General features: G+C 57.9%; 18 protein-coding genes and 1 tRNA gene. 10 read left to right on the top strand and 9 right to left on the bottom strand.

What is annotated here, in order from left to right; translation table 11 throughout:
• Positions 1 to 897 (top strand): LysR family transcriptional regulator, encoded by an 897-nt coding sequence (locus tag AEQ67_RS22450; RefSeq protein ID WP_059406006.1) that lies wholly within the window; start codon positions 1 to 3, stop codon positions 895 to 897.
• A 229-nt stretch (positions 898 to 1,126) separates the two neighbouring features.
• Here AEQ67_RS22450 and AEQ67_RS36010 read toward each other — a convergent pair whose 3' ends face one another.
• The 3 genes from AEQ67_RS36010 to AEQ67_RS22440 all read right to left on the bottom strand — a co-directional run bounded on the left by AEQ67_RS36010 (position 1,127) and on the right by AEQ67_RS22440 (position 2,749).
• Positions 1,127 to 1,333, bottom strand: coding sequence for a hypothetical protein (locus tag AEQ67_RS36010; RefSeq protein ID WP_152974892.1), 207 nt, complete (start codon positions 1,331 to 1,333; stop codon positions 1,127 to 1,129).
• A gap of 29 nt (positions 1,334 to 1,362) precedes the next feature.
• Entirely contained in the window at positions 1,363 to 2,082 is a 720-nt protein-coding gene (locus AEQ67_RS22445) for an SOS response-associated peptidase family protein (RefSeq protein WP_059406005.1), read from the bottom strand.
• Positions 2,083 to 2,545: 463 nt separating this feature from the next.
• Positions 2,546 to 2,749: a hypothetical protein gene (locus tag AEQ67_RS22440; RefSeq protein ID WP_059406004.1), complete on the bottom strand. Its 204-nt coding sequence runs from the start codon at positions 2,747 to 2,749 to the stop codon at positions 2,546 to 2,548.
• A gap of 589 nt (positions 2,750 to 3,338) precedes the next feature.
• Here AEQ67_RS22440 and nspC point away from each other — a divergent pair.
• The 3 genes from nspC (at position 3,339) to AEQ67_RS36605 (ending at position 6,140) form a co-directional block, all read left to right on the top strand.
• Positions 3,339 to 4,436 (top strand): carboxynorspermidine decarboxylase, encoded by a 1,098-nt coding sequence (gene nspC, locus AEQ67_RS22435; RefSeq protein ID WP_059406003.1) that lies wholly within the window; start codon positions 3,339 to 3,341, stop codon positions 4,434 to 4,436.
• A 27-nt stretch (positions 4,437 to 4,463) separates the two neighbouring features.
• Positions 4,464 to 5,699, top strand: coding sequence for a saccharopine dehydrogenase family protein (locus AEQ67_RS22430; RefSeq protein WP_059406002.1), 1,236 nt, complete (start codon positions 4,464 to 4,466; stop codon positions 5,697 to 5,699).
• 66 nt (positions 5,700 to 5,765) lie between these two features.
• Positions 5,766 to 6,140: a hypothetical protein gene (locus tag AEQ67_RS36605; RefSeq protein WP_330219466.1), complete on the top strand. Its 375-nt coding sequence runs from the start codon at positions 5,766 to 5,768 to the stop codon at positions 6,138 to 6,140.
• 280 nt (positions 6,141 to 6,420) lie between these two features.
• Here the strand turns inward: AEQ67_RS36605 and AEQ67_RS22420 are convergent, their stop codons facing one another.
• The 4 genes from AEQ67_RS22420 to AEQ67_RS22400 form a co-directional block, all read right to left on the bottom strand.
• Positions 6,421 to 7,095 (bottom strand): polysaccharide lyase family 7 protein, encoded by a 675-nt coding sequence (locus AEQ67_RS22420; protein ID WP_059406001.1) that lies wholly within the window; start codon positions 7,093 to 7,095, stop codon positions 6,421 to 6,423.
• A 1,109-nt stretch (positions 7,096 to 8,204) separates the two neighbouring features.
• Positions 8,205 to 8,498, bottom strand: coding sequence for a hypothetical protein (locus AEQ67_RS22410; protein WP_059406043.1), 294 nt, complete (start codon positions 8,496 to 8,498; stop codon positions 8,205 to 8,207).
• 107 nt (positions 8,499 to 8,605) lie between these two features.
• Positions 8,606 to 8,794 (bottom strand): UPF0146 family protein, encoded by a 189-nt coding sequence (locus AEQ67_RS22405; protein ID WP_059405999.1) that lies wholly within the window; start codon positions 8,792 to 8,794, stop codon positions 8,606 to 8,608.
• A gap of 21 nt (positions 8,795 to 8,815) precedes the next feature.
• Positions 8,816 to 9,520 carry a S24 family peptidase gene (locus AEQ67_RS22400; protein WP_442965666.1) on the bottom strand — a complete coding sequence of 235 codons (705 nt, stop codon included), beginning with the start codon at positions 9,518 to 9,520 and terminating at the stop codon, positions 8,816 to 8,818.
• Positions 9,521 to 9,787: 267 nt separating this feature from the next.
• Here AEQ67_RS22400 and AEQ67_RS22395 point away from each other — a divergent pair, with 267 nt between their 5' ends.
• The 4 genes from AEQ67_RS22395 (at position 9,788) to AEQ67_RS22380 (ending at position 13,747) form a co-directional block, all read left to right on the top strand.
• Positions 9,788 to 10,510: a GntR family transcriptional regulator gene (locus AEQ67_RS22395; RefSeq protein WP_059405997.1), complete on the top strand. Its 723-nt coding sequence runs from the start codon at positions 9,788 to 9,790 to the stop codon at positions 10,508 to 10,510.
• Complete coding sequence (locus AEQ67_RS22390) at positions 10,507 to 11,295, top strand: SDR family oxidoreductase (RefSeq protein WP_059405996.1); 789 nt, start codon at positions 10,507 to 10,509, stop codon at positions 11,293 to 11,295. Before AEQ67_RS22395 ends, AEQ67_RS22390 begins: the two co-directional genes overlap by 4 nt.
• A 91-nt stretch (positions 11,296 to 11,386) precedes the next feature.
• A complete protein-coding gene (locus AEQ67_RS22385) occupies positions 11,387 to 12,319 on the top strand; it encodes a 3-keto-5-aminohexanoate cleavage protein (protein ID WP_059405995.1) in 933 nt (310 codons plus the stop codon).
• Between the two features lie 96 nt (positions 12,320 to 12,415).
• A complete protein-coding gene (locus AEQ67_RS22380; protein WP_059405994.1) occupies positions 12,416 to 13,747 on the top strand; it encodes an MFS transporter in 1,332 nt (443 codons plus the stop codon).
• 336 nt (positions 13,748 to 14,083) lie between these two features.
• On the opposite strand, the gene AEQ67_RS22375 is transcribed toward AEQ67_RS22380, so the two are convergent.
• Positions 14,084 to 14,171 (bottom strand) — tRNA-Ser (locus tag AEQ67_RS22375).
• A gap of 123 nt (positions 14,172 to 14,294) precedes the next feature.
• Between AEQ67_RS22375 and AEQ67_RS22370 the strand changes: the two genes are divergently transcribed.
• The gene (locus AEQ67_RS22370; RefSeq protein ID WP_059405993.1) at positions 14,295 to 14,966 is read left to right on the top strand and encodes a Bax inhibitor-1/YccA family protein; all 672 of its coding nucleotides are present in this window, start codon (positions 14,295 to 14,297) and stop codon (positions 14,964 to 14,966) included.
• 65 nt (positions 14,967 to 15,031) lie between these two features.
• Here the strand turns inward: AEQ67_RS22370 and AEQ67_RS22365 are convergent, their stop codons facing one another.
• Complete coding sequence (locus AEQ67_RS22365) at positions 15,032 to 15,469, bottom strand: Lrp/AsnC family transcriptional regulator (protein WP_059405992.1); 438 nt, start codon at positions 15,467 to 15,469, stop codon at positions 15,032 to 15,034.
• A 135-nt stretch (positions 15,470 to 15,604) separates the two neighbouring features.
• Between AEQ67_RS22365 and AEQ67_RS22360 the strand changes: the two genes are divergently transcribed.
• Positions 15,605 to 16,498: a DMT family transporter gene (locus AEQ67_RS22360; protein WP_059405991.1), complete on the top strand. Its 894-nt coding sequence runs from the start codon at positions 15,605 to 15,607 to the stop codon at positions 16,496 to 16,498.
• The last annotated feature ends 4 nt before the right edge of the window (positions 16,499 to 16,502 follow it).

Here is a 16,502-nt window from a genome sequence, read left to right as displayed (position 1 = left end):
ATGAACCTCAAACAACTGCAAAGCGTGGTGTTGATGGACGAACTGGGCTCGATTTCCCGCACGGCCATTGCCTTGGGCACCGCGCAGTCGCTGGTCAGCCGGCAACTGGCGCAACTGGAACTGGAATGGGGGGATCAACTGTTTGTGCGTACCGGGCGGGGGCTGGTGCTGTCGGACTTCGGTCGGCTGGTGCTGCCGGAAATCCGCTTGCTGCTGGAACAGGCCGAACGCCTGGAGACGTTGGTCAAGGAGTCGTCGGGGATACCGGCAGGCGTCGTGCACATCGGCGTGTTGCCATCGATGTCACGTCGGCTGCTGCCGTTGCTGTTCACCGAGCTGCAAACCCATGCGCCGGCCGTGCGCCTGCATGTGGTCGAAGGGTTCAGTGGCGATCTGGACGAGCAACTGGCGGCCGGGCGCCTGGACCTTATCGTGGTCAACCGCTATGGCGTCTCCAATAGTCGGGACGAGGAAACCCTGGGGCTTGTCGACACCTACCTGGTGGGCAAGGCGGGCAGTCTGGGGGCGTATGGCGACGGCATCGATTTCGAGGCGTTGTCGGGTTTTCCGCTGATTTTGCCGTCGCGACCCAATGGCCTGAGGACCACCCTGGATCAACTCGCCCGCAAGCACCAGATCGAGCTGAAAGTGGCGATTGAAGTGGATACGCTCAATGCCATGAAGGACGTCGCCACGTCCGGCGGTGCGTTTACCATACTGCCGCTGCTTGCGGTGCAGGACGATAAGGAGCGTGGCTGGCTGGACGCCGTGCGCATCATCAACCCGGATATCAAGCGCACCATTGCCATGGCGTTTACTCGTCAACATCCGCTGTCGAAAGCGGCCCGGGTGGTGGGCAGTCATGTGCGGGAGTTGGCGAAATCACTGCTGGTGTGAAGGGCGGACCTCGGAAGCAGCACACCCCATGTAGCAGCTGGCGAAGCCTGCGTTCGGCTGCGCAGCAGTCGTAAACCCTGAGTGTCGGGTGGGTCTGACACACCGTATGGTCTGATTTCACGACTGCTTCGCAGCCGAACGCAGGCTTCGCCAGCTGCTACAGGTTCGGTGTCGTGTCAGATTTGTGTATTACCACCCACAGGGGCTTCGGTGTTTTGCTGATCGGATTTCAGGCATAAAAAGCATCCTGAATCATCACTGTTTTTTCAACTGCCCGGTCGGCGAGTTTGGCGTTGTGAACGAGTCGACACAGCACGGCGACGATCATGATCGACAGCAGTGGCCAGTAGAGAAAAATACCTTTCAGGAGCATGGCGTCACCTCGTGCTTCATCCCGTCGCGCATAACCCGTCAGACCAGAGTGGCCCTTGTTCATGACGATATCGCTGTCAGCGCCGACGCTGATTATCCGTTGTTCACGAAGCCTGCGCCCGCGACCACGACTTCACTGATCGGCTCAATCAGTTCGACCCCCTGGTTGCGCACGTTGCCCACGGCCCGATCGACCTTGAACCACTCGAATGCCTCGCTCGGCTCTCCCTGGAACAGTACCAGCTGTTCGGCACGCTGCCCGGGTGTCGCCGGGTCCAGCCATTCGCGGCCCAACTCGGAGGCAAGCGCCACCGGCCGACGGTCATGGATGTCCACCATGCCGCCCGCACTGTCGGCGGTAATGATGACGAAACCATCATGCTCACCCGGTCCATGCCCGGCGGTGGGGTATTGGCCGATCGCCGCGCAAAGGATCGGTGCGCGATCCCGCCGGCGAATCAGGTAGGGCTGTTTCTTCGGTCCGCCTTCATCCACCCATTCAAACCAGTTGTCGATCGCAATGATCGCCCGGTTCGGCCAGATCGCGTTGAAGAATGGGCCGTGGGCGACTTTCTCGACCCTGGCATTGATCGGCGCGGCTCGGTCCTTGGCCCAGTGCGGCCGCCATCCCCAGCGCACATTGTCGGCGTGCAACACGTTGCCTTCCTGGTGGAAGAGGGCGAGTTGCGTCGTCGGCGCCGCGTTGTAGCGCTCGAATGGCTGATCACCGGCGTTATTGATCAGCGCGTCGGGAATGCTCAGCACTGCCACGAAATCGTGAATGCCTCGGTACTGTGAAAGCCTTCCGCACATGGCCAGATCCTCACGTTGAATTTTCAGCGTAGATCATCAGGCGCCTGTTTGAAGGGCTGGAAAGCCTGGCCCTTCGGGACATTGAACTGTGGACAGCGAAATACGTCCAAGCACTACGGGCCATCGACCGTCCGACAGGGCGGTCGTTTCGCGAAAATTTGCTCGAAATCTTCAATTTTCTAAAAGTGTGCAGGGCGGGGTGAATGTGATGGGGAGGCGGACGATGATCAGATTTGTTGCGGCTTACCTTTTCATTTGCTGCCTGATTGGATGGGGTGTGGCCCAGGCATCGCCATGGATTGCCTCTCATGTTCTCTTGAAGTGGATGATGTAGCGACGCATGCCCGCAGCGACACTTCACCCATCATCCAGTCCCAAAAGCGCCAGAGTCGACTCCCCGTTGACCAATCAACTCCGACGAATCCGACCTTGCGCGATGTATTGACGCTCAACTCAAACGCAGTCAGATCAGGTAGGCAGTCGCTTGACCAAGATGGTTGTCCTGCGCGCCGGCGATGAGGTGCAGTGGCATGTGTTGCGCATCAATGGAGGGGACTTCCAGACTGCCCACAATTTGCAGCTGTCGCTCCCTCAGTTCGGCCGACTCTTCTGCCTTTGCCATAACCATTCTCGCGTGATTCGCTGCGATTTCATTGAGCGTTGACACGTTACATCTCCCGGTGACTGACCAAGCTTATCGCTGGAGTCCTTAAGCGTTAATTAGAATGCCGCCGCGTCAGAATTACGTCGTTCCGGGGCTGGCAGGAGCGTCCTGTGCAATCCTTAAGCCAGACATACGCGGGTATTGGGCGCCAGGTTTTGGTAGGCGACGAATGGTGATAAGCGGATGCTTGAAGAACAATAAAACACTTTCGTGTCCGTCCGGTGACAGGCCTATCGGCAGGCTCGATGTTAGTTTTGTTCAGCGTTGTGTTCAGGACACTCGGCGCGGCTCTGGGTAAAGTCAGTATCGCTTGCCCGGCCAGGTGTGTTTCAGATGGATTCTGAATGGCCAGCAACTGGTCAGGGTGGGCACCCGGCTTCTATTAATGGCGGTGTAATCTTTCCGGCTGAAAGCATTCTGCTTTCTGCCCCCGCGATGCCTTGGCATCCACGCCATCAGGCGCATCGCACTCAAACTTGAAACAACACAAGGCGTAGACTCGGCAAACTGTGCGTTCTGCTCTTTCGATATGGAGCAAGTGAAGGCACAATGCGCATCCTTTTTTGGCTGGCCTTGCCGGAGGCGCCTCGAAATGATCAAAACGCCGTACTACCTCATCGATAAACAGAAGCTGCTGGTCAATCTGAAAAAGATTGCCTATGTGCGCGAACAGTCCGGGGCCAAGGCCCTGCTGGCACTCAAGTGCTTCGCCACCTGGTCGGTGTTCGACCTGATGCAGCAATACATGGACGGCACCACGTCGTCGTCGCTCTATGAGCTCAAACTCGGTCGACAGAAGTTCGCTGGTGAAACTCACGCCTACAGCGTGGCCTGGGCCGACGATGAAATCGAAGAGATGCTCGCCAACTGCGACAAGATCATCTTCAACTCCATCGGCCAGTTGCAGCGCTACACCGAGGCTTCAGCAGGCAAGGTGCGCGGTCTGCGGGTCAATCCGCAAGTCAGCAGCTCGGATTACCTGCTGGCCGACCCGGCGCGGCCGTTCAGCCGTCTGGGCGAGTGGGACCCGGAGAAGATCGAGCAGGTCATCGAGCAGATCTCTGGCTTCATGTTCCACAACAACTGCGAGAACGACGACTTCGGCCTGTTCGACCAGATGCTGTGCACCATCGAAGAGCGTTTCGGTCATCTGCTGCACAAGGTCGAGTGGGTCAGCCTCGGCGGCGGCATTCACTTCACCGGTGAAGGCTACGCGCTCGACGCCTTCTGCGCGCGGCTCAAGGCTTTCTCGCAGAAGTACGGCGTGCAGGTCTACCTGGAACCGGGCGAAGCGGCCATCACTCAGAGCGCGTCGCTGGAAGTCACCGTGCTCGATACCCTCTACAACGGCAAACACCTGGCCGTCGTCGACAGCTCCATCGAAGCGCACATGCTCGATCTGCTGATCTATCGCCTGAACGCCAAGCTGGCGCCTAGTGAAGGCGAGCACACCTACATGGTCTGCGGCAAATCCTGCCTGGCCGGTGACATTTTCGGTGAGTATCAATTCAGCCGTCCACTGGCCATCGGCGACCGGTTGTCGTTCGTCGACGCGGCGGGTTACACCATGGTCAAGAAGAATTGGTTCAATGGCTTGAAAATGCCGTCCATCGTAGTGAAACAACTCGATGGTAGTGTCGAGGTGGTTCGCGAGTTCGGTTACAACGACTACATGACCAGCCTTTCGTAAGCTGGCTAAGAAGGAGAGAGAGAAAAATTGAAGAAGAACGTACTTATCATTGGTGCAGGAGGTGTCGCCAAGGTGGTGGCCCACAAGTGCGCGCAGCACAACGACGAACTCGGTCGTATTGCTATCGCGTCGCGCAACATCTCCAAATGCCAGGCCATCATCGACAGCGTCAAGGCCAAGGGCAGCCTCAAGCAGCCCGCTGAGATCAAAGCCTTCTCGCTGAATGCTCTGGACGTCGAGGCGACCAAAGCCCTGATCCGCGAAACCGAATCGCAGATCGTCATCAACGTCGGCTCCGCCTTCCTCAACATGTCGGTGCTGCGTGCCTGCATCGATACCGGTGCGGCCTACCTGGACACCGCGATTCACGAAGAACCGGGCAAAATCTGCGAGACGCCGCCCTGGTACGGCAACTACGAGTGGAATCACCTCGAGGAATGCCAGCAGAAGAACATCACCGCCATTCTTGGCGTGGGCTTCGATCCCGGCGTGGTCAATGCCTATGCAGCACTGGCGAAGCAAGAATATTTCGACAGCATTGATTCGATCGACATTCTCGACGTCAATGCCGGTTCCCATGGCAAGTATTTCGCCACCAATTTCGACCCGGAAATCAATTTCCGCGAGTTCACCGGACAGGTGTGGAGCTGGCAGAACAGTCAGTGGACCAGCAACACCATGTTCGAAGTCAAACGCACCGACGACCTGCCGGTTGTCGGTTCGCAGAACCTGTACCTGACCGGCCACGATGAAGTGCACTCCCTGTCGAAGAACCTCGGCGTGCCCAACGTGCGTTTCTGGATGAGCTTCGGCGAGCACTACATCAATGTGTTCACCGTACTCAAGAACCTCGGCCTGCTCTCCGAGCAACCGGTCAAGACTGCCGAAGGCCTGGAAGTCGTGCCGCTGAAAGTGGTCAAGGCCGTGCTGCCTGATCCAGGTTCGCTGGCACCCGGCTACACCGGCAAGACCTGCATCGGCGACCTGGTCAAGGGCACCAAGGATGGCCAGCCGCGCGAAGTCTTCATCTACAACGTGGCCGACCACGAAGAAGCCTACGCAGAAACCGACAGCCAGGGCATTTCCTACACTGCAGGCGTGCCGCCCGTAGCGGCGGCCCTGCTGGTCGCCCGAGGCGAGTGGGACGTACAACGCATGGTCAACGTCGAGGAGCTGCCGGCTGAGCCGTTCCTCAAGGCGCTGGACGTGATGGGCCTGCCGACCCGCATCAAGGACGAGAATGGAGATCGTCCCTGGAGCTGAAACGCCTGAGGCTCGCTCAATCAATGTGAACCTCATCGCCCGCTCCAACGCAAAAGCGCCGCTCATTTGAGCGGCGTTTTGGTTTGTGCGTGGGGGCAGATTTTGGCGGAAATGTTAAATGAGTTTGCCGGTGGTCGGCCATTTGGAATTACTGGTGTTGGCGGTACTCCACTACCCGAGGGACAGCTGTCTCTCGATAGCGGTGCCATCCGCCTCGGGGCAAATGCAATGACGTCATTCGAAGAGTTCAGGACTACATCGCACAAGCTTCTGATAGAGCTGGATGCTGCGACCACCAAAATGATGATGCTGGTGTCCGCTAAAGAGGTCTCGGGGCCTTTTTGGGATGACGCTACACTCCGGCATCATGATGCCGTTGAGGCATGGCATGCCTTTCTTAATTTGCGAACCGGCGTCGAGCCGGGTCCATTGGACCTCTGAGCACGGTTGGAAAAAGCGGTATTTCCCAAGCCTATAAAGCCGGGGCAAAAGGTTATTAGACTTGCCGGGCCTACTTTGTTAAAAAATAAGTGCATAGCTGCGTTCAGCACGCCAATGCATCCCCATTCGTTGAATGGAAATCGCCCAACATTGAGCTGGGCAACGATCAATGAGCCTGATTGCCGATACAGGGACTGGTAATTGCGACTTTGGCCAACTGCTCGCGCACTTGCATCGGGCTCATTGATCCCCTTCGTTTTCTGCCTTAATCCCGACAATATCAACCGTGAGTGATGGACAGCTCGCTGATGACGCAGGCTGAGCCGTCTTGCGGGTCGGTGGTTTCGGAGTAATCAATCTGGTTGTACACGCCGCCGTGGAAGGCGAGGGTCTTGGTGTCCCAGGTGTTGTCGAGCCGCATGATTGCGGAGGTGGATTGAACACCGTTACAACTCGCCGCTACGGAAACCGCACCGCTCGAATTGGCGTGAATGTTGATCTTGAACAGCGCGCCGAGCGGCACGTTTTCCAGCACCGTCGAGTTGACCGGATCGTCTTGCAGGTAACTCGATCGGAACCCCATGATGATTTTGCCTTTGTTCCAGAACACCTTGACCGGAGGTCGTTCTGAATCCTTCACATGAATCTGCGCGATCACCACCTTCTGCAGCGAGTTGACTTTCGTCAGTCGCATTTCCTGCCGGTTCCAGTGGTCTGCAGCGCTGGAGAACAGCCAGTAACCCGGCTCCTTCCATTCGCAACGGGTGCGTTTCGTACTCTTGCTCGACGCTCCGAGGGTTGGCGCCGTCATCTGCAGCGAACCGTCAGGCAGCATCGATACGATATCGGGGCATTCGACCAGCGCCCGCCAACCGATGAGCTCAAGCGCAATCGGGTTGGTGTCGGAGATTGGAAGCGGGGTGGCGATTGTGAAGTTAGTGATGTCTACAGTCATGGTGTGTGCCTCATTCCATTGATGTCGTCTTTGCTCAGTTGAGCCCTTCGTTTGATGCAGGCCTACATCCCGCTGCCCACTCGGTGAATGGGCAGAGGCGATGCTTTGCGCGGCGGTCCCGATGTGGGGTTGGGTTGCGATGGAATCAACATAGCCTTTAGGTAATCTTTTATGCAATACCTTTAGGTAATTAAAATTGCATTTGTGCAAAATAATGCCGGTTCAAGGCATAGTGGAGGAGCTGGGGACTTGATTTGGGGGTGTATCCGTTTTTTGGGTTGTGGCGGCTATTGGTTTCGCCCTTACGGCGAGTCATTTGGAAGAGCCCCAAGTAACCAAGGGCTCTTGCCCCTTTCGTTCGGTGCCTCGCCTAGGCTCGGCATGCCCTCAGGGGGGCGGTGCGTCAACATCAAAAGCACGGCGGCCTGCGGGCCGGCCTGATTTCAAACACACACGTCCCCCTGTAGGAGCTGGCTTGCCAGCGAAGGACGTTAACGATGACGCGTTGTAACAGGGTAAACACCGCGCATTCGAATCCTTCGCTGGCAAGCCAGCTCCTACAGAGTCGGTGTGGCGGTGGTTTTTAGATGTTGCGTTCGCTTTTTATCTTGCCGTTGATCTGTGCCCCTTTCCCAGAGGCCGAACGCAGGCGTTACGCAGGGAGCACCGCGTTAAGGAGGCTTTTCTTAAGTGAACAGCATTTCACTCAAGGCAGGCTTCAGACACAGATGGATTGGTTTGCAGAGTTCACCCTTTCGCATTTGTGGCGCACTGCCACCATTGGTCGGAGCAGTGCGTCATTGCGCTGAACGCTTTCACGCGCCTGGCCTCTACCGCCTGGTTGACCATTAGGGGGTTCAATGAGAGAGGCGCAAAGAAGATTGGCCATGACAGCTTGGCGCAAGCTGTTCACTCTGCCCGCAAGCAGCATAGATGCAGAGGACAGGTACTTCAGGCTATTGAGGGCGGCCGATGATATGGAACGCTCCAACCTCATAACCAGCGACGAGTGGCGAAAGCTCGTCCAGCAGGCGGGCGTTGCACTTGCCAATACCTCGGAGTGCATGGGTGGGCCCGGCTAGCAACGAGATGACGGGTATCACTGACACCTAGCTACCGGAGCCATTGCCGCCCTGTTTTTTTTCATCGTCCTTCGAGCTGTCCGCAGAGTCTGCGTCTTTCTCCAGGGTTTGCGAATCGGCGCCGGAGTTTGAGCCCGAAGCTTCCTCGCCTTTTTTACTGGCCTTGTCCTCGTTGGATTCAGAACCCTGCGCCTGGTTAATCCCGGGAAGCGCAGCAGGCGGAACGGCAGCTCCTGGCGTCGTCTTCTCGGCAGCAAGCGCGCCAAACGAGCAGGTCGACAAGAGCCCGGCAAGCGTAAGCGCTGCGATATGGATGTTCATTTTTGAGCCTTCCGCGCGAGGGGGGTACTGCATTGGAAGGTGGGGGAGAGCGAGCGTGCCGGGCGCCTGACGAGCGGCAATATGTCGTACTGAATGGGCTTACACCTTCAGCCTGCCATCGCAATTCTCAGTGCTACCGCCGCCTCGAGCAGCTTGTTTGCCTGGTTCGAGACAGTCGTCGCCAAGACATCATTTCCTGCATCTCTGAGCATGCCAGCCAAGTCGAGCAGCTTGCCAATCTCGATCTCCACGACGCGGACGGATTCGGTTATCTGGTATTGAAGTGAGTGCGCCATGCCATTAACCCTCGTTCCAGATCAGCGTGAATACATCGCCCACCAGAACACGTGCCCGATGATCAATAGTTGCTGCTCCTGGATCTGGGCGAAGGTGTAGTCCTCGTCCGGGTGCTCGTCACGATTGAAGCTACGCAGTCGAATGCCGGTGGGCAGGCGGTAAACCTGCTTCACGCGGAGTTGGCCGTTATGGTTGATCGCGTACATATCGCCATCGATGATATCACCCAGCGAGTTCTTGCCGACGTTCACACCGACTGTGGCGCCATCACGCAACACTGGCAGCATGCTGTTGCCGCTCACCGCCACGCATTTCGCGTTGCTGAATTGCACGTTGTTATGGCGCAAGTCTTTCTTGAAGAAGCGTAGCCGCGAACTGTCACTTTGCGCGATAGCAAACCGCCCGGAACCCGCTGCCAACTCCACTTCCTGGAGAAACGGCACGTAGACCTCATCGTCATCGAGCGGGGTTTCGTCATCCCAAGTCTCGATATCGGAAAGTCGAAAGGTCGGATTTGATCCGTCGACATCCGCAGCCATTCCCGCCTTGTCGAGCCGATATCGATCCAGACCGAGGGCCTGCTCAATGTCCCGGGCGAAATCCTCCCCGATGTTTTTCCTGCTCGATGCGGGCATCGAGGTCGAAAGACATCGCGAGATGTAATTTGCGCTCTTGCCAAGGGCGTCAGCCAGGCGAGCCTGCTTTCCTTCGAAGTGCTGCTTCATGAGCGACCGCAGGTTTTCGCGGCGAATATCTGAAATTTCCATCGGCAAATCATCCCTTCCTGTTACCAAAAGGTAAATCCCCTGTAGGGGTTTTTTATGATTACCATGGGGTAATAATTTGCTTGCTGGATAGGGAGGGCGGACCTGCTGACCAAACACCCCCGCAGACTTGGGATTGATCGCCTACGTCCCGCAAAATAATTTGACATATGTTATTTGTGATCACATATTGGGCCCCATAAGAACGTCCAATGTGAGCCATTACTCATGACAGATCGTCCGATCCTCCTGCCCACCATGCGTCAAGTCTCCCGCGATACCTTGCAAGATCAGGTGTACCGGCAGATTCGTGAAGCACTGATGAGCGGCCGCTTCCAGCCAGGCCAGAAACTGACCATTCGCGGTCTTGCCGAGGCGCTGGGTTCCAGTCCGATGCCGGTGCGCGAAGCACTGAATCGCCTCAGTGCAGAGAACGCTTTCGAAGTTACCGAAACCTCCCGTCTGCGTGTCCGCATGATGACCCCCGAACGACTGCGCGAGATCCGCGACGCTCGGGTGGCGCTCGAAGGTCTGCTGGCCGAGAAAGCGGTCATCCTGCTCAACGATACCGACCTTAAAGACATCAGCGATCTGTGCGACCAGATGCAGCAAGCCGCCGACAGCGTCGATGTGGCTCGTTATCTGTGGACCAACTTTGCCTTCCATCGGCGCATCTATGCCGTTGCCAAGGCTGAACTGACCGTCGCGGCAGTGGAGAATTTCTGGCTGCACATGGGCCCCTGTTTTGCGCTTGTAGCACCTGACAAAGCGCACCTTCAGCGCTCGATGGAAGCGCACAACCGCATCGTCGAGGCCCTTGCCGCGCGTGATGGGGCAGCGGCCCGAGCGGCAGTCACCGACGACATCATGCAGGCCGCCGATTCCCTGGCGCGCCTGATCGTCAAGAGCGACCGTTCGCGGTCGTCTGTCTCTGGAGTAAAAAAAGCATGAGCGTTCTCAACCGACTGATTCCCTACACCGGCCTGCGGGTGCTGATTTCTGGCGGCGCCGCCGGGATCGGCGAAGTGCTGGCGGCGGCTTACATGGAAGCAGGCGCCAAAGTGCATGTGTGTGACGTCAGCGAATCTGCCCTTGCCGCGTTTCGCGACCGTTATCCGAACAGCGTGGCCACCCGTGCGGACGTGGGTGACCCGGCGCAGATCGAAGCGGTGTTCAAGGTTCAGCGCGAACAGTTCGGCGGCCTCGATGTGCTGATCAACAACGCCGGGATCGCCGGGCCGACGGCGGGCATCGACGAAATTACCGATGAGGAATGGCAGCGCACCATCGACATCAACCTCACGGGGCAATACCGCTTTGCTCATCACGCGGTGCCGCTGCTCAAAGCGTCACCTAACGCACATCTGATCCACATCGCGTCAGTCGCCGGCCGCTTGGGTTACGCCTGGCGCACACCGTACGCCGCGACCAAATGGGCCATCATCGGCCTGATGAAATCCCTGGCGTGCGAGTTGGGCGACAGCGACATCCGCGTCAACGCCTTGCTGCCCGGCATCGTCGAAGGCCCGCGCATGGACGGTGTGATTCGCGCCCGCGCTGAACAGATGAACGTGCCAGAAGCCGAGATGCGTGAGGAGTACCTGAAAAAGATTTCGCTCAAACGCATGGTCACGGCTGAGGACGTTGCCGCCATGGCGCTGTTCCTGTGCTCACCCGCCGCACGCAACGTGACCGGCCAGGCCATCAGTGTGGATGGCAACGTCGAGTACCTCTAAGCGTCTCGACTTCAATCGCAACATCGGCCGGAAGTAATCCGCGTCGAGTGACCCCCAACTTTCTCGCCAAGAACAAGAACGGAGAACACTCATGTCCAAAAAACGCCCGATCATCATCACCTGCGCCGTCACTGGCGCCATCCATACACCTTCGATGTCGCCCCATTTGCCGATCACGCCGCAGGAAATCGCCGACGCTGCTATCGGTGCCGCCGAGGCGGGCGCATCGATTGTTCACCTGCATGCTCGCGATCCAATTGACGGTCGGCCGAGCCAGGATGTCGACCTGTTCCGTCAGTTCTTGCCGCAGATCAAGGCCAAGAGTGACGTGGTGATCAACATCACCACCGGCGGTGCGCCGACCATGGGCGTGGAAGAGCGCTTGCAGCCGGTGGCGCAACTCAAGCCTGAACTGGCTTCGCTGAACATGGGCTCGATGAACTTCGGGCTGTACGAAATGCTCGATCGTTTCACCGAGTTCAAGCACGATTGGGAACGGCCGTACCTCGCCGAGAGCGACGACCGGATTTTCCGCAATACCTTCCGCGACATCGCCCACATCCTCAACGCCTGTGCCGAAAACCGCACCCGCTTTGAAATCGAATGCTACGACATTGGCCACCTCTACACCGCTGCGCATTTCCTGCAGCGCGGGTTGCTCAAGGCGCCGATTTTCATTCAGTCGGTGTTCGGTCTACGCGGAGGCATCGGTGGTCACCCGGAAGACCTGGCGCACATGCGCCGTACGGCTGACCGTCTGTTCGGCGACGCTTACCAATGGTCGATTCTCGGTGCCGGTCGCAATCAGATTCCACTGGGCACCATGGGCCTGTCGATGGGCAGTCATGTGCGCGTCGGCCTTGAGGATTCGCTGTGGGACGGGCCGGGCCAACTGGCAGCGTCCAACGCCGATCAGGTCAAGCGCATCCGTACGGTGATCGAAGCCTTGGGTGCGCGCGTGGCGACACCGGACGAAGCCCGGGAAATGCTCGACCTCAAAGGCCAGGACAAGGTCGATTTTTAATAACCCATCGTTTTTCGCACGGGTGCGGGCGCCGTCCCGCACCTGCTGTCAACCGCGAAACGTGTCATCTCCATAACAACAAGACTGAGGTGAAACATGCGTGTCGAAATCGTACCTGATACCCCCCGGGATTCAGCGACGCTGAATAAACTGATGTTCGTCAAACTCATGCCGTTGCTGATTGCCGCTTACGTGCTGAGTTTTCTTGACCGGACCAACATCGCGCTGGCCAAGCATCATCTGGATGTCGATCTGGGCATTTCCGCCGCTGCTTACGGGCTCGGAGCCGGGTTGTTCTTTCTCACCTATGCACTGTCAGAAGTGCCCAGCAACTTGATCATGCACAAGGTCGGCGCGCGGTTCTGGATTGCGCGGATCATGGTTACCTGGGGTTTGATCTCTGCGGCGATGGCTTTTGTTCAGGGCGAAACGTCGTTCTACGTGCTGCGCTTACTGCTGGGCATCGCCGAAGCGGGCCTGTTCCCCGGCGTCATGCTGTACCTGACGTACTGGTTCGGCCGGGAACAGCGGGCCCGAGCTACCGGGTATTTTCTGTTAGGCGTGTGCTTTGCCAACATCATTGGCGGGCCGCTGGGCGCCGCGCTCATGCAACTGGACGGCGTCTGGGGTTGGCGTGGCTGGCAGTGGATGTTCATGCTTGAAGGCCTGCCGGCCGTGTTCTTCGCCATGGTGGTCTGGAAAAAATTGCCAGACCGCCCAAACAAGGCGCCTTGGCTGAGCGCCGCTGAAGCCGAGCAGATCGAGCAGAGGCTGGCCGCTGAATCGGAGGAGGGTGCCGGCCCCGGTGGTCACTCGTTCAAACAATGCCTGACCCCGCAGATTCTGTTGGCGATCCTTGTCTACTTCTGCCACCAGATCACGGTCTACACGGTGATCTTTTTCCTGCCCGGCATCATTGGTAAATACGGCGATCTGAGCACCTTGCAGATCGGCTTGCTGACCTCCTTGCCTTGGCTGGCGGCAGCGGCAGGCGCTATTGCACTGCCGCGATTTGCCACTACGCCGGCGCGCGCCCGGCAAATGCTGGTAGCGGGTTTGCTGACCATGGCCGCAGGACTGGGAATCGCCTCATTGGCGGGACCGGTGATCAGTCTGCTGGGTTTCTGCCTTTCGGCGGTGATGTTCTTCGTCGTGCAGTCGATCATTTTTCTCTACCCGGCTTCGCGACTTAAGGGCGCAGCGCTCGCAGGGGGCCTGGGGTTCGTCAACTCATGCGGTCTGCTCGGCGGTTTTGTCGGACCCTCTGTGATGGGGGTGATCGAGCAAAGTACCGGCAATGCAATGAATGGCATGAAAATCGTAGCAATTATCCTGGTGCTCGCGGCGATTGCCGCATTGCGTTTGCGTCAGGGGCATGAGCAAAAGGTGGGTAAACAGCGGTTGCACGGCCGGCGACAGCCTGTATGAGCGCGTTCTGACGAACAGGTTTCCGTCAGGGTGGGAGTGGTCGCGGTATTCGTGACATTTCCACCCAATTCACTTGTTTCCTCGTCCTTCGACAATTAGATCGCTTTGTTGATCTTGTACAGCAGGGAGGGGAGAGGGTCTGGATGGGACATCGCAAATCCTCGGTTTTGAGGACTGCGTAGCATCGCATTTGATGAAGGATGTTTTACGATTGGCAGGACGCCGGAGAAGGGGGGGTTAGCTGCTCAGTTATGGAACGCATACCCAGAGGCGAGAATGTCGCCAAACCCCAGAAACGACAAAGCCCTGAATAATCAGGGCTTTGTCGTATAAAGATGGCGGAGGCGATGGGATTCGAACTCATGGACCTGTTACAGTCGACGGTTTTCAAGACCGTTGCCTTAAACCACTCGGCCACACCTCCGTTTGCGTTGCGGGCGCCATAATACCTGAATGAAACACACTGTCAAACTCTCTGCATAGCTTGTTACAGGGCGTCTGTTATGATCTTTGCGACTGAACGTTTCAAACCAACAGGAGTGTCGCCATGCGCGAACAGGATTACGCAGTTAATAACAGCGTGCAGGCTGAGCAGCTAGAGGTTAGCCGCGTCCTGCGCAACACTTACGGCTTACTCGCCCTCACCCTCGCATTCAGCGGCGTGATGGCGTTCGTCGCTCAGCAGATGCGTGTCGGCTACCCGAACGTTTTCGTGGTGCTGATCGGCTTCTACGGCCTTTTCTTTCTCACCAACAAATTCCGTGATTCGGCTTGGGGCCTGGTGTCGGCATTTGCCCTGACCGGTTTCATGGGGTTCCTGCTCGGCCCGATTCTTAACCGTTACCTGGGCATGCAGGGCGGTGCTGAAGTCGTGAGTTCGGCCTTCGCGATGACTGCGCTGGTGTTCGGCGGCCTGTCGGCCTATGTGCTGATCACTCGCAAGGACATGAGCTTCCTGGGTGGTTTCATCACCGCAGGCTTCTTCGTGCTGCTGGGTGCGACGCTGGCGAGCTTCTTCTTCCAGATCAGTGGTCTGCAACTGGCGATCAGCGCAGGTTTCGTGCTGTTCTCCTCGGTCTGCATTCTGTTCCAGACCAGCGCCATCATTCACGGCGGCGAGCGCAACTACATCATGGCGACCATCAGCCTGTATGTATCGATCTACAACCTGTTCATCAGCTTGTTGCAGCTGTTCGGCATCATGAGCCGCGATGATTAATCGACGGCCTTGAGTAAAAAACCCGCTACGGCGGGTTTTTTATTGCCTGCGATTTGGCTGGCGGGTTACGCCATCGGTGGCAAACGGCGTTTGACCGGGGTTTTCTTGACGATCGCCGTGTTGGTTTCAGCGTGGGTATTGAGGCGGTCGAGCAGGGTGTCCAGTTGTTCCATCGAGCGCACATGCAGGCGAGCGATGAAGCAGTCGTCGCCGGTTACCTTGTCACACTCGGTGAATTCAGGGATGGCCTGGATCTGCCGTTCCACTTCCTGCAACTGGCCCGGCAGCGGGCGGATGCGGACGATGGCCTGCAGTTGATAGCCGAAGCACTTGGGATCAATCTCGACGGTATAACCCTTGAGCACGCCGCGCTCTTCCAGACGGCGCAAACGCTCGGCAACGCTGGGCGAGGACAGGCCGCTAATGTTCGCCAGCGTCTTGAGCGAGCGCCGCGAGTCTTCCATCAATGCGCTGATCAGCACTTGGTCGATGTCGTCGGTCATGGCGAATCCCCTATTAGGCAGTTAATCGAAACGGCCTTGATAAAAAAGGCAGAAATCGAGTTTAGCCTGATTTTTGCGCTGGAGAAGGCCCTCGGCGGATTGGCATACTTTGGCCTCACACACAGGAGTCTGATGATGGACAAATCAATGCGTCACGGGTCATTCGAAATGACCGCCGCCATGCTGATCTCCGGGACTATCGGCTGGTTCGTGCTGGTGTCCGGGCAACCGGTGCTGGACGTGGTGTTCTGGCGATGCGTATTTGGCGCCGGCACCTTGTTGCTGATTTGCGCAGCATTCGGCTTCCTGCGCCCCGGCATTTTGACTCGCACCACCTTTTTACTGGCCGTGCTCAGCGGCGTGGCGATTGTCGGCAACTGGGTGCTGTTGTTCGCGTCGTATTCCCGCGCCTCGATTGCCATCGGCACAGCCGTGTACAACGTGCAGCCGTTCATGTTGGTGGGGTTGGCCGCGCTGTTCCTCAACGAGAAAATCACCCTGCAGAAGCTGTTCTGGCTGGGCATCTCGTTTCTGGGGATGTTGGCGATTGTCAGCGCGCATGGCGGGCAGGGCGAAAGCGGCAATGATTACCTGATGGGCATCGCGCTGGCGCTGGGTGCCGCGTTCCTCTATGCGATTGCCGCGTTGATCATCAAGCGCCTGACCGGTACGCCACCGCATTTGATTGCGCTGATCCAGGTCACCACCGGGGTGCTGCTGCTCGCGCCCTTCGCGCACTTTTCCGCACTGCCGCAAGCGCCGAGCGCCTGGGCCAGCCTGGTGACCCTGGGCATTGTGCACACGGGTGTGATGTATGTGCTGCTCTACGGCGCGATTCAAAAACTGCCGACGGCACTCACCGGTGCGCTGTCCTTCATCTACCCGATTGCAGCGATTTTCGTTGACTGGTTTGCCTTTGGTCATCGCCTGGAGCCGCTGCAATGGATCGGCGTCGCCGCGATTCTGCTGGCCGCTGCCGGGATGCAACAGGGCTGGAGCCTGAAGTTTCGGCGGACGGTTGCTCAGTAGGCAG

It is taken from the genome of Pseudomonas sp. RIT-PI-q (genome assembly GCF_001297125.1).
Lineage (GTDB): Bacteria > Pseudomonadota > Gammaproteobacteria > Pseudomonadales > Pseudomonadaceae > Aquipseudomonas.
Note: the sequence above shows the minus strand (reverse complement) of the source record. Positions and strands in the feature narration are given on the sequence as shown.

Bases quoted from the DNA above. Each gene is read 5' to 3' on its own strand.
- AEQ67_RS22395 (WP_059405997.1), top strand. From the start codon at position 9,788: ATGACAGATCGTCCGATCCTCCTGCCCACCATGCGTCAAGTCTCCCGC.
- AEQ67_RS22445 (WP_059406005.1), bottom strand. From the start codon at position 2,082: ATGTGCGGAAGGCTTTCACAGTACCGAGGCATTCACGATTTCGTGGCA.
- AEQ67_RS22390 (WP_059405996.1), top strand. From the start codon at position 10,507: ATGAGCGTTCTCAACCGACTGATTCCCTACACCGGCCTGCGGGTGCTG.
- AEQ67_RS22400 (WP_442965666.1), bottom strand. From the start codon at position 9,520: ATGAAGCAGCACTTCGAAGGAAAGCAGGCTCGCCTGGCTGACGCCCTT.
- AEQ67_RS22405 (WP_059405999.1), bottom strand. From the start codon at position 8,794: ATGGCGCACTCACTTCAATACCAGATAACCGAATCCGTCCGCGTCGTG.
- AEQ67_RS22385 (WP_059405995.1), top strand. From the start codon at position 11,387: ATGTCCAAAAAACGCCCGATCATCATCACCTGCGCCGTCACTGGCGCC.
- AEQ67_RS36010 (WP_152974892.1), bottom strand. From the start codon at position 1,333: ATGAACAAGGGCCACTCTGGTCTGACGGGTTATGCGCGACGGGATGAA.
- AEQ67_RS22365 (WP_059405992.1), bottom strand. From the start codon at position 15,469: ATGACCGACGACATCGACCAAGTGCTGATCAGCGCATTGATGGAAGAC.
- AEQ67_RS22410 (WP_059406043.1), bottom strand. From the start codon at position 8,498: ATGAACATCCATATCGCAGCGCTTACGCTTGCCGGGCTCTTGTCGACC.
- AEQ67_RS22360 (WP_059405991.1), top strand. From the start codon at position 15,605: ATGGACAAATCAATGCGTCACGGGTCATTCGAAATGACCGCCGCCATG.
- AEQ67_RS22420 (WP_059406001.1), bottom strand. From the start codon at position 7,095: ATGACTGTAGACATCACTAACTTCACAATCGCCACCCCGCTTCCAATC.
- AEQ67_RS22450 (WP_059406006.1), top strand. From the start codon at position 1: ATGAACCTCAAACAACTGCAAAGCGTGGTGTTGATGGACGAACTGGGC.
- AEQ67_RS22370 (WP_059405993.1), top strand. From the start codon at position 14,295: ATGCGCGAACAGGATTACGCAGTTAATAACAGCGTGCAGGCTGAGCAG.
- nspC (WP_059406003.1), top strand. From the start codon at position 3,339: ATGATCAAAACGCCGTACTACCTCATCGATAAACAGAAGCTGCTGGTC.
- AEQ67_RS22380 (WP_059405994.1), top strand. From the start codon at position 12,416: ATGCGTGTCGAAATCGTACCTGATACCCCCCGGGATTCAGCGACGCTG.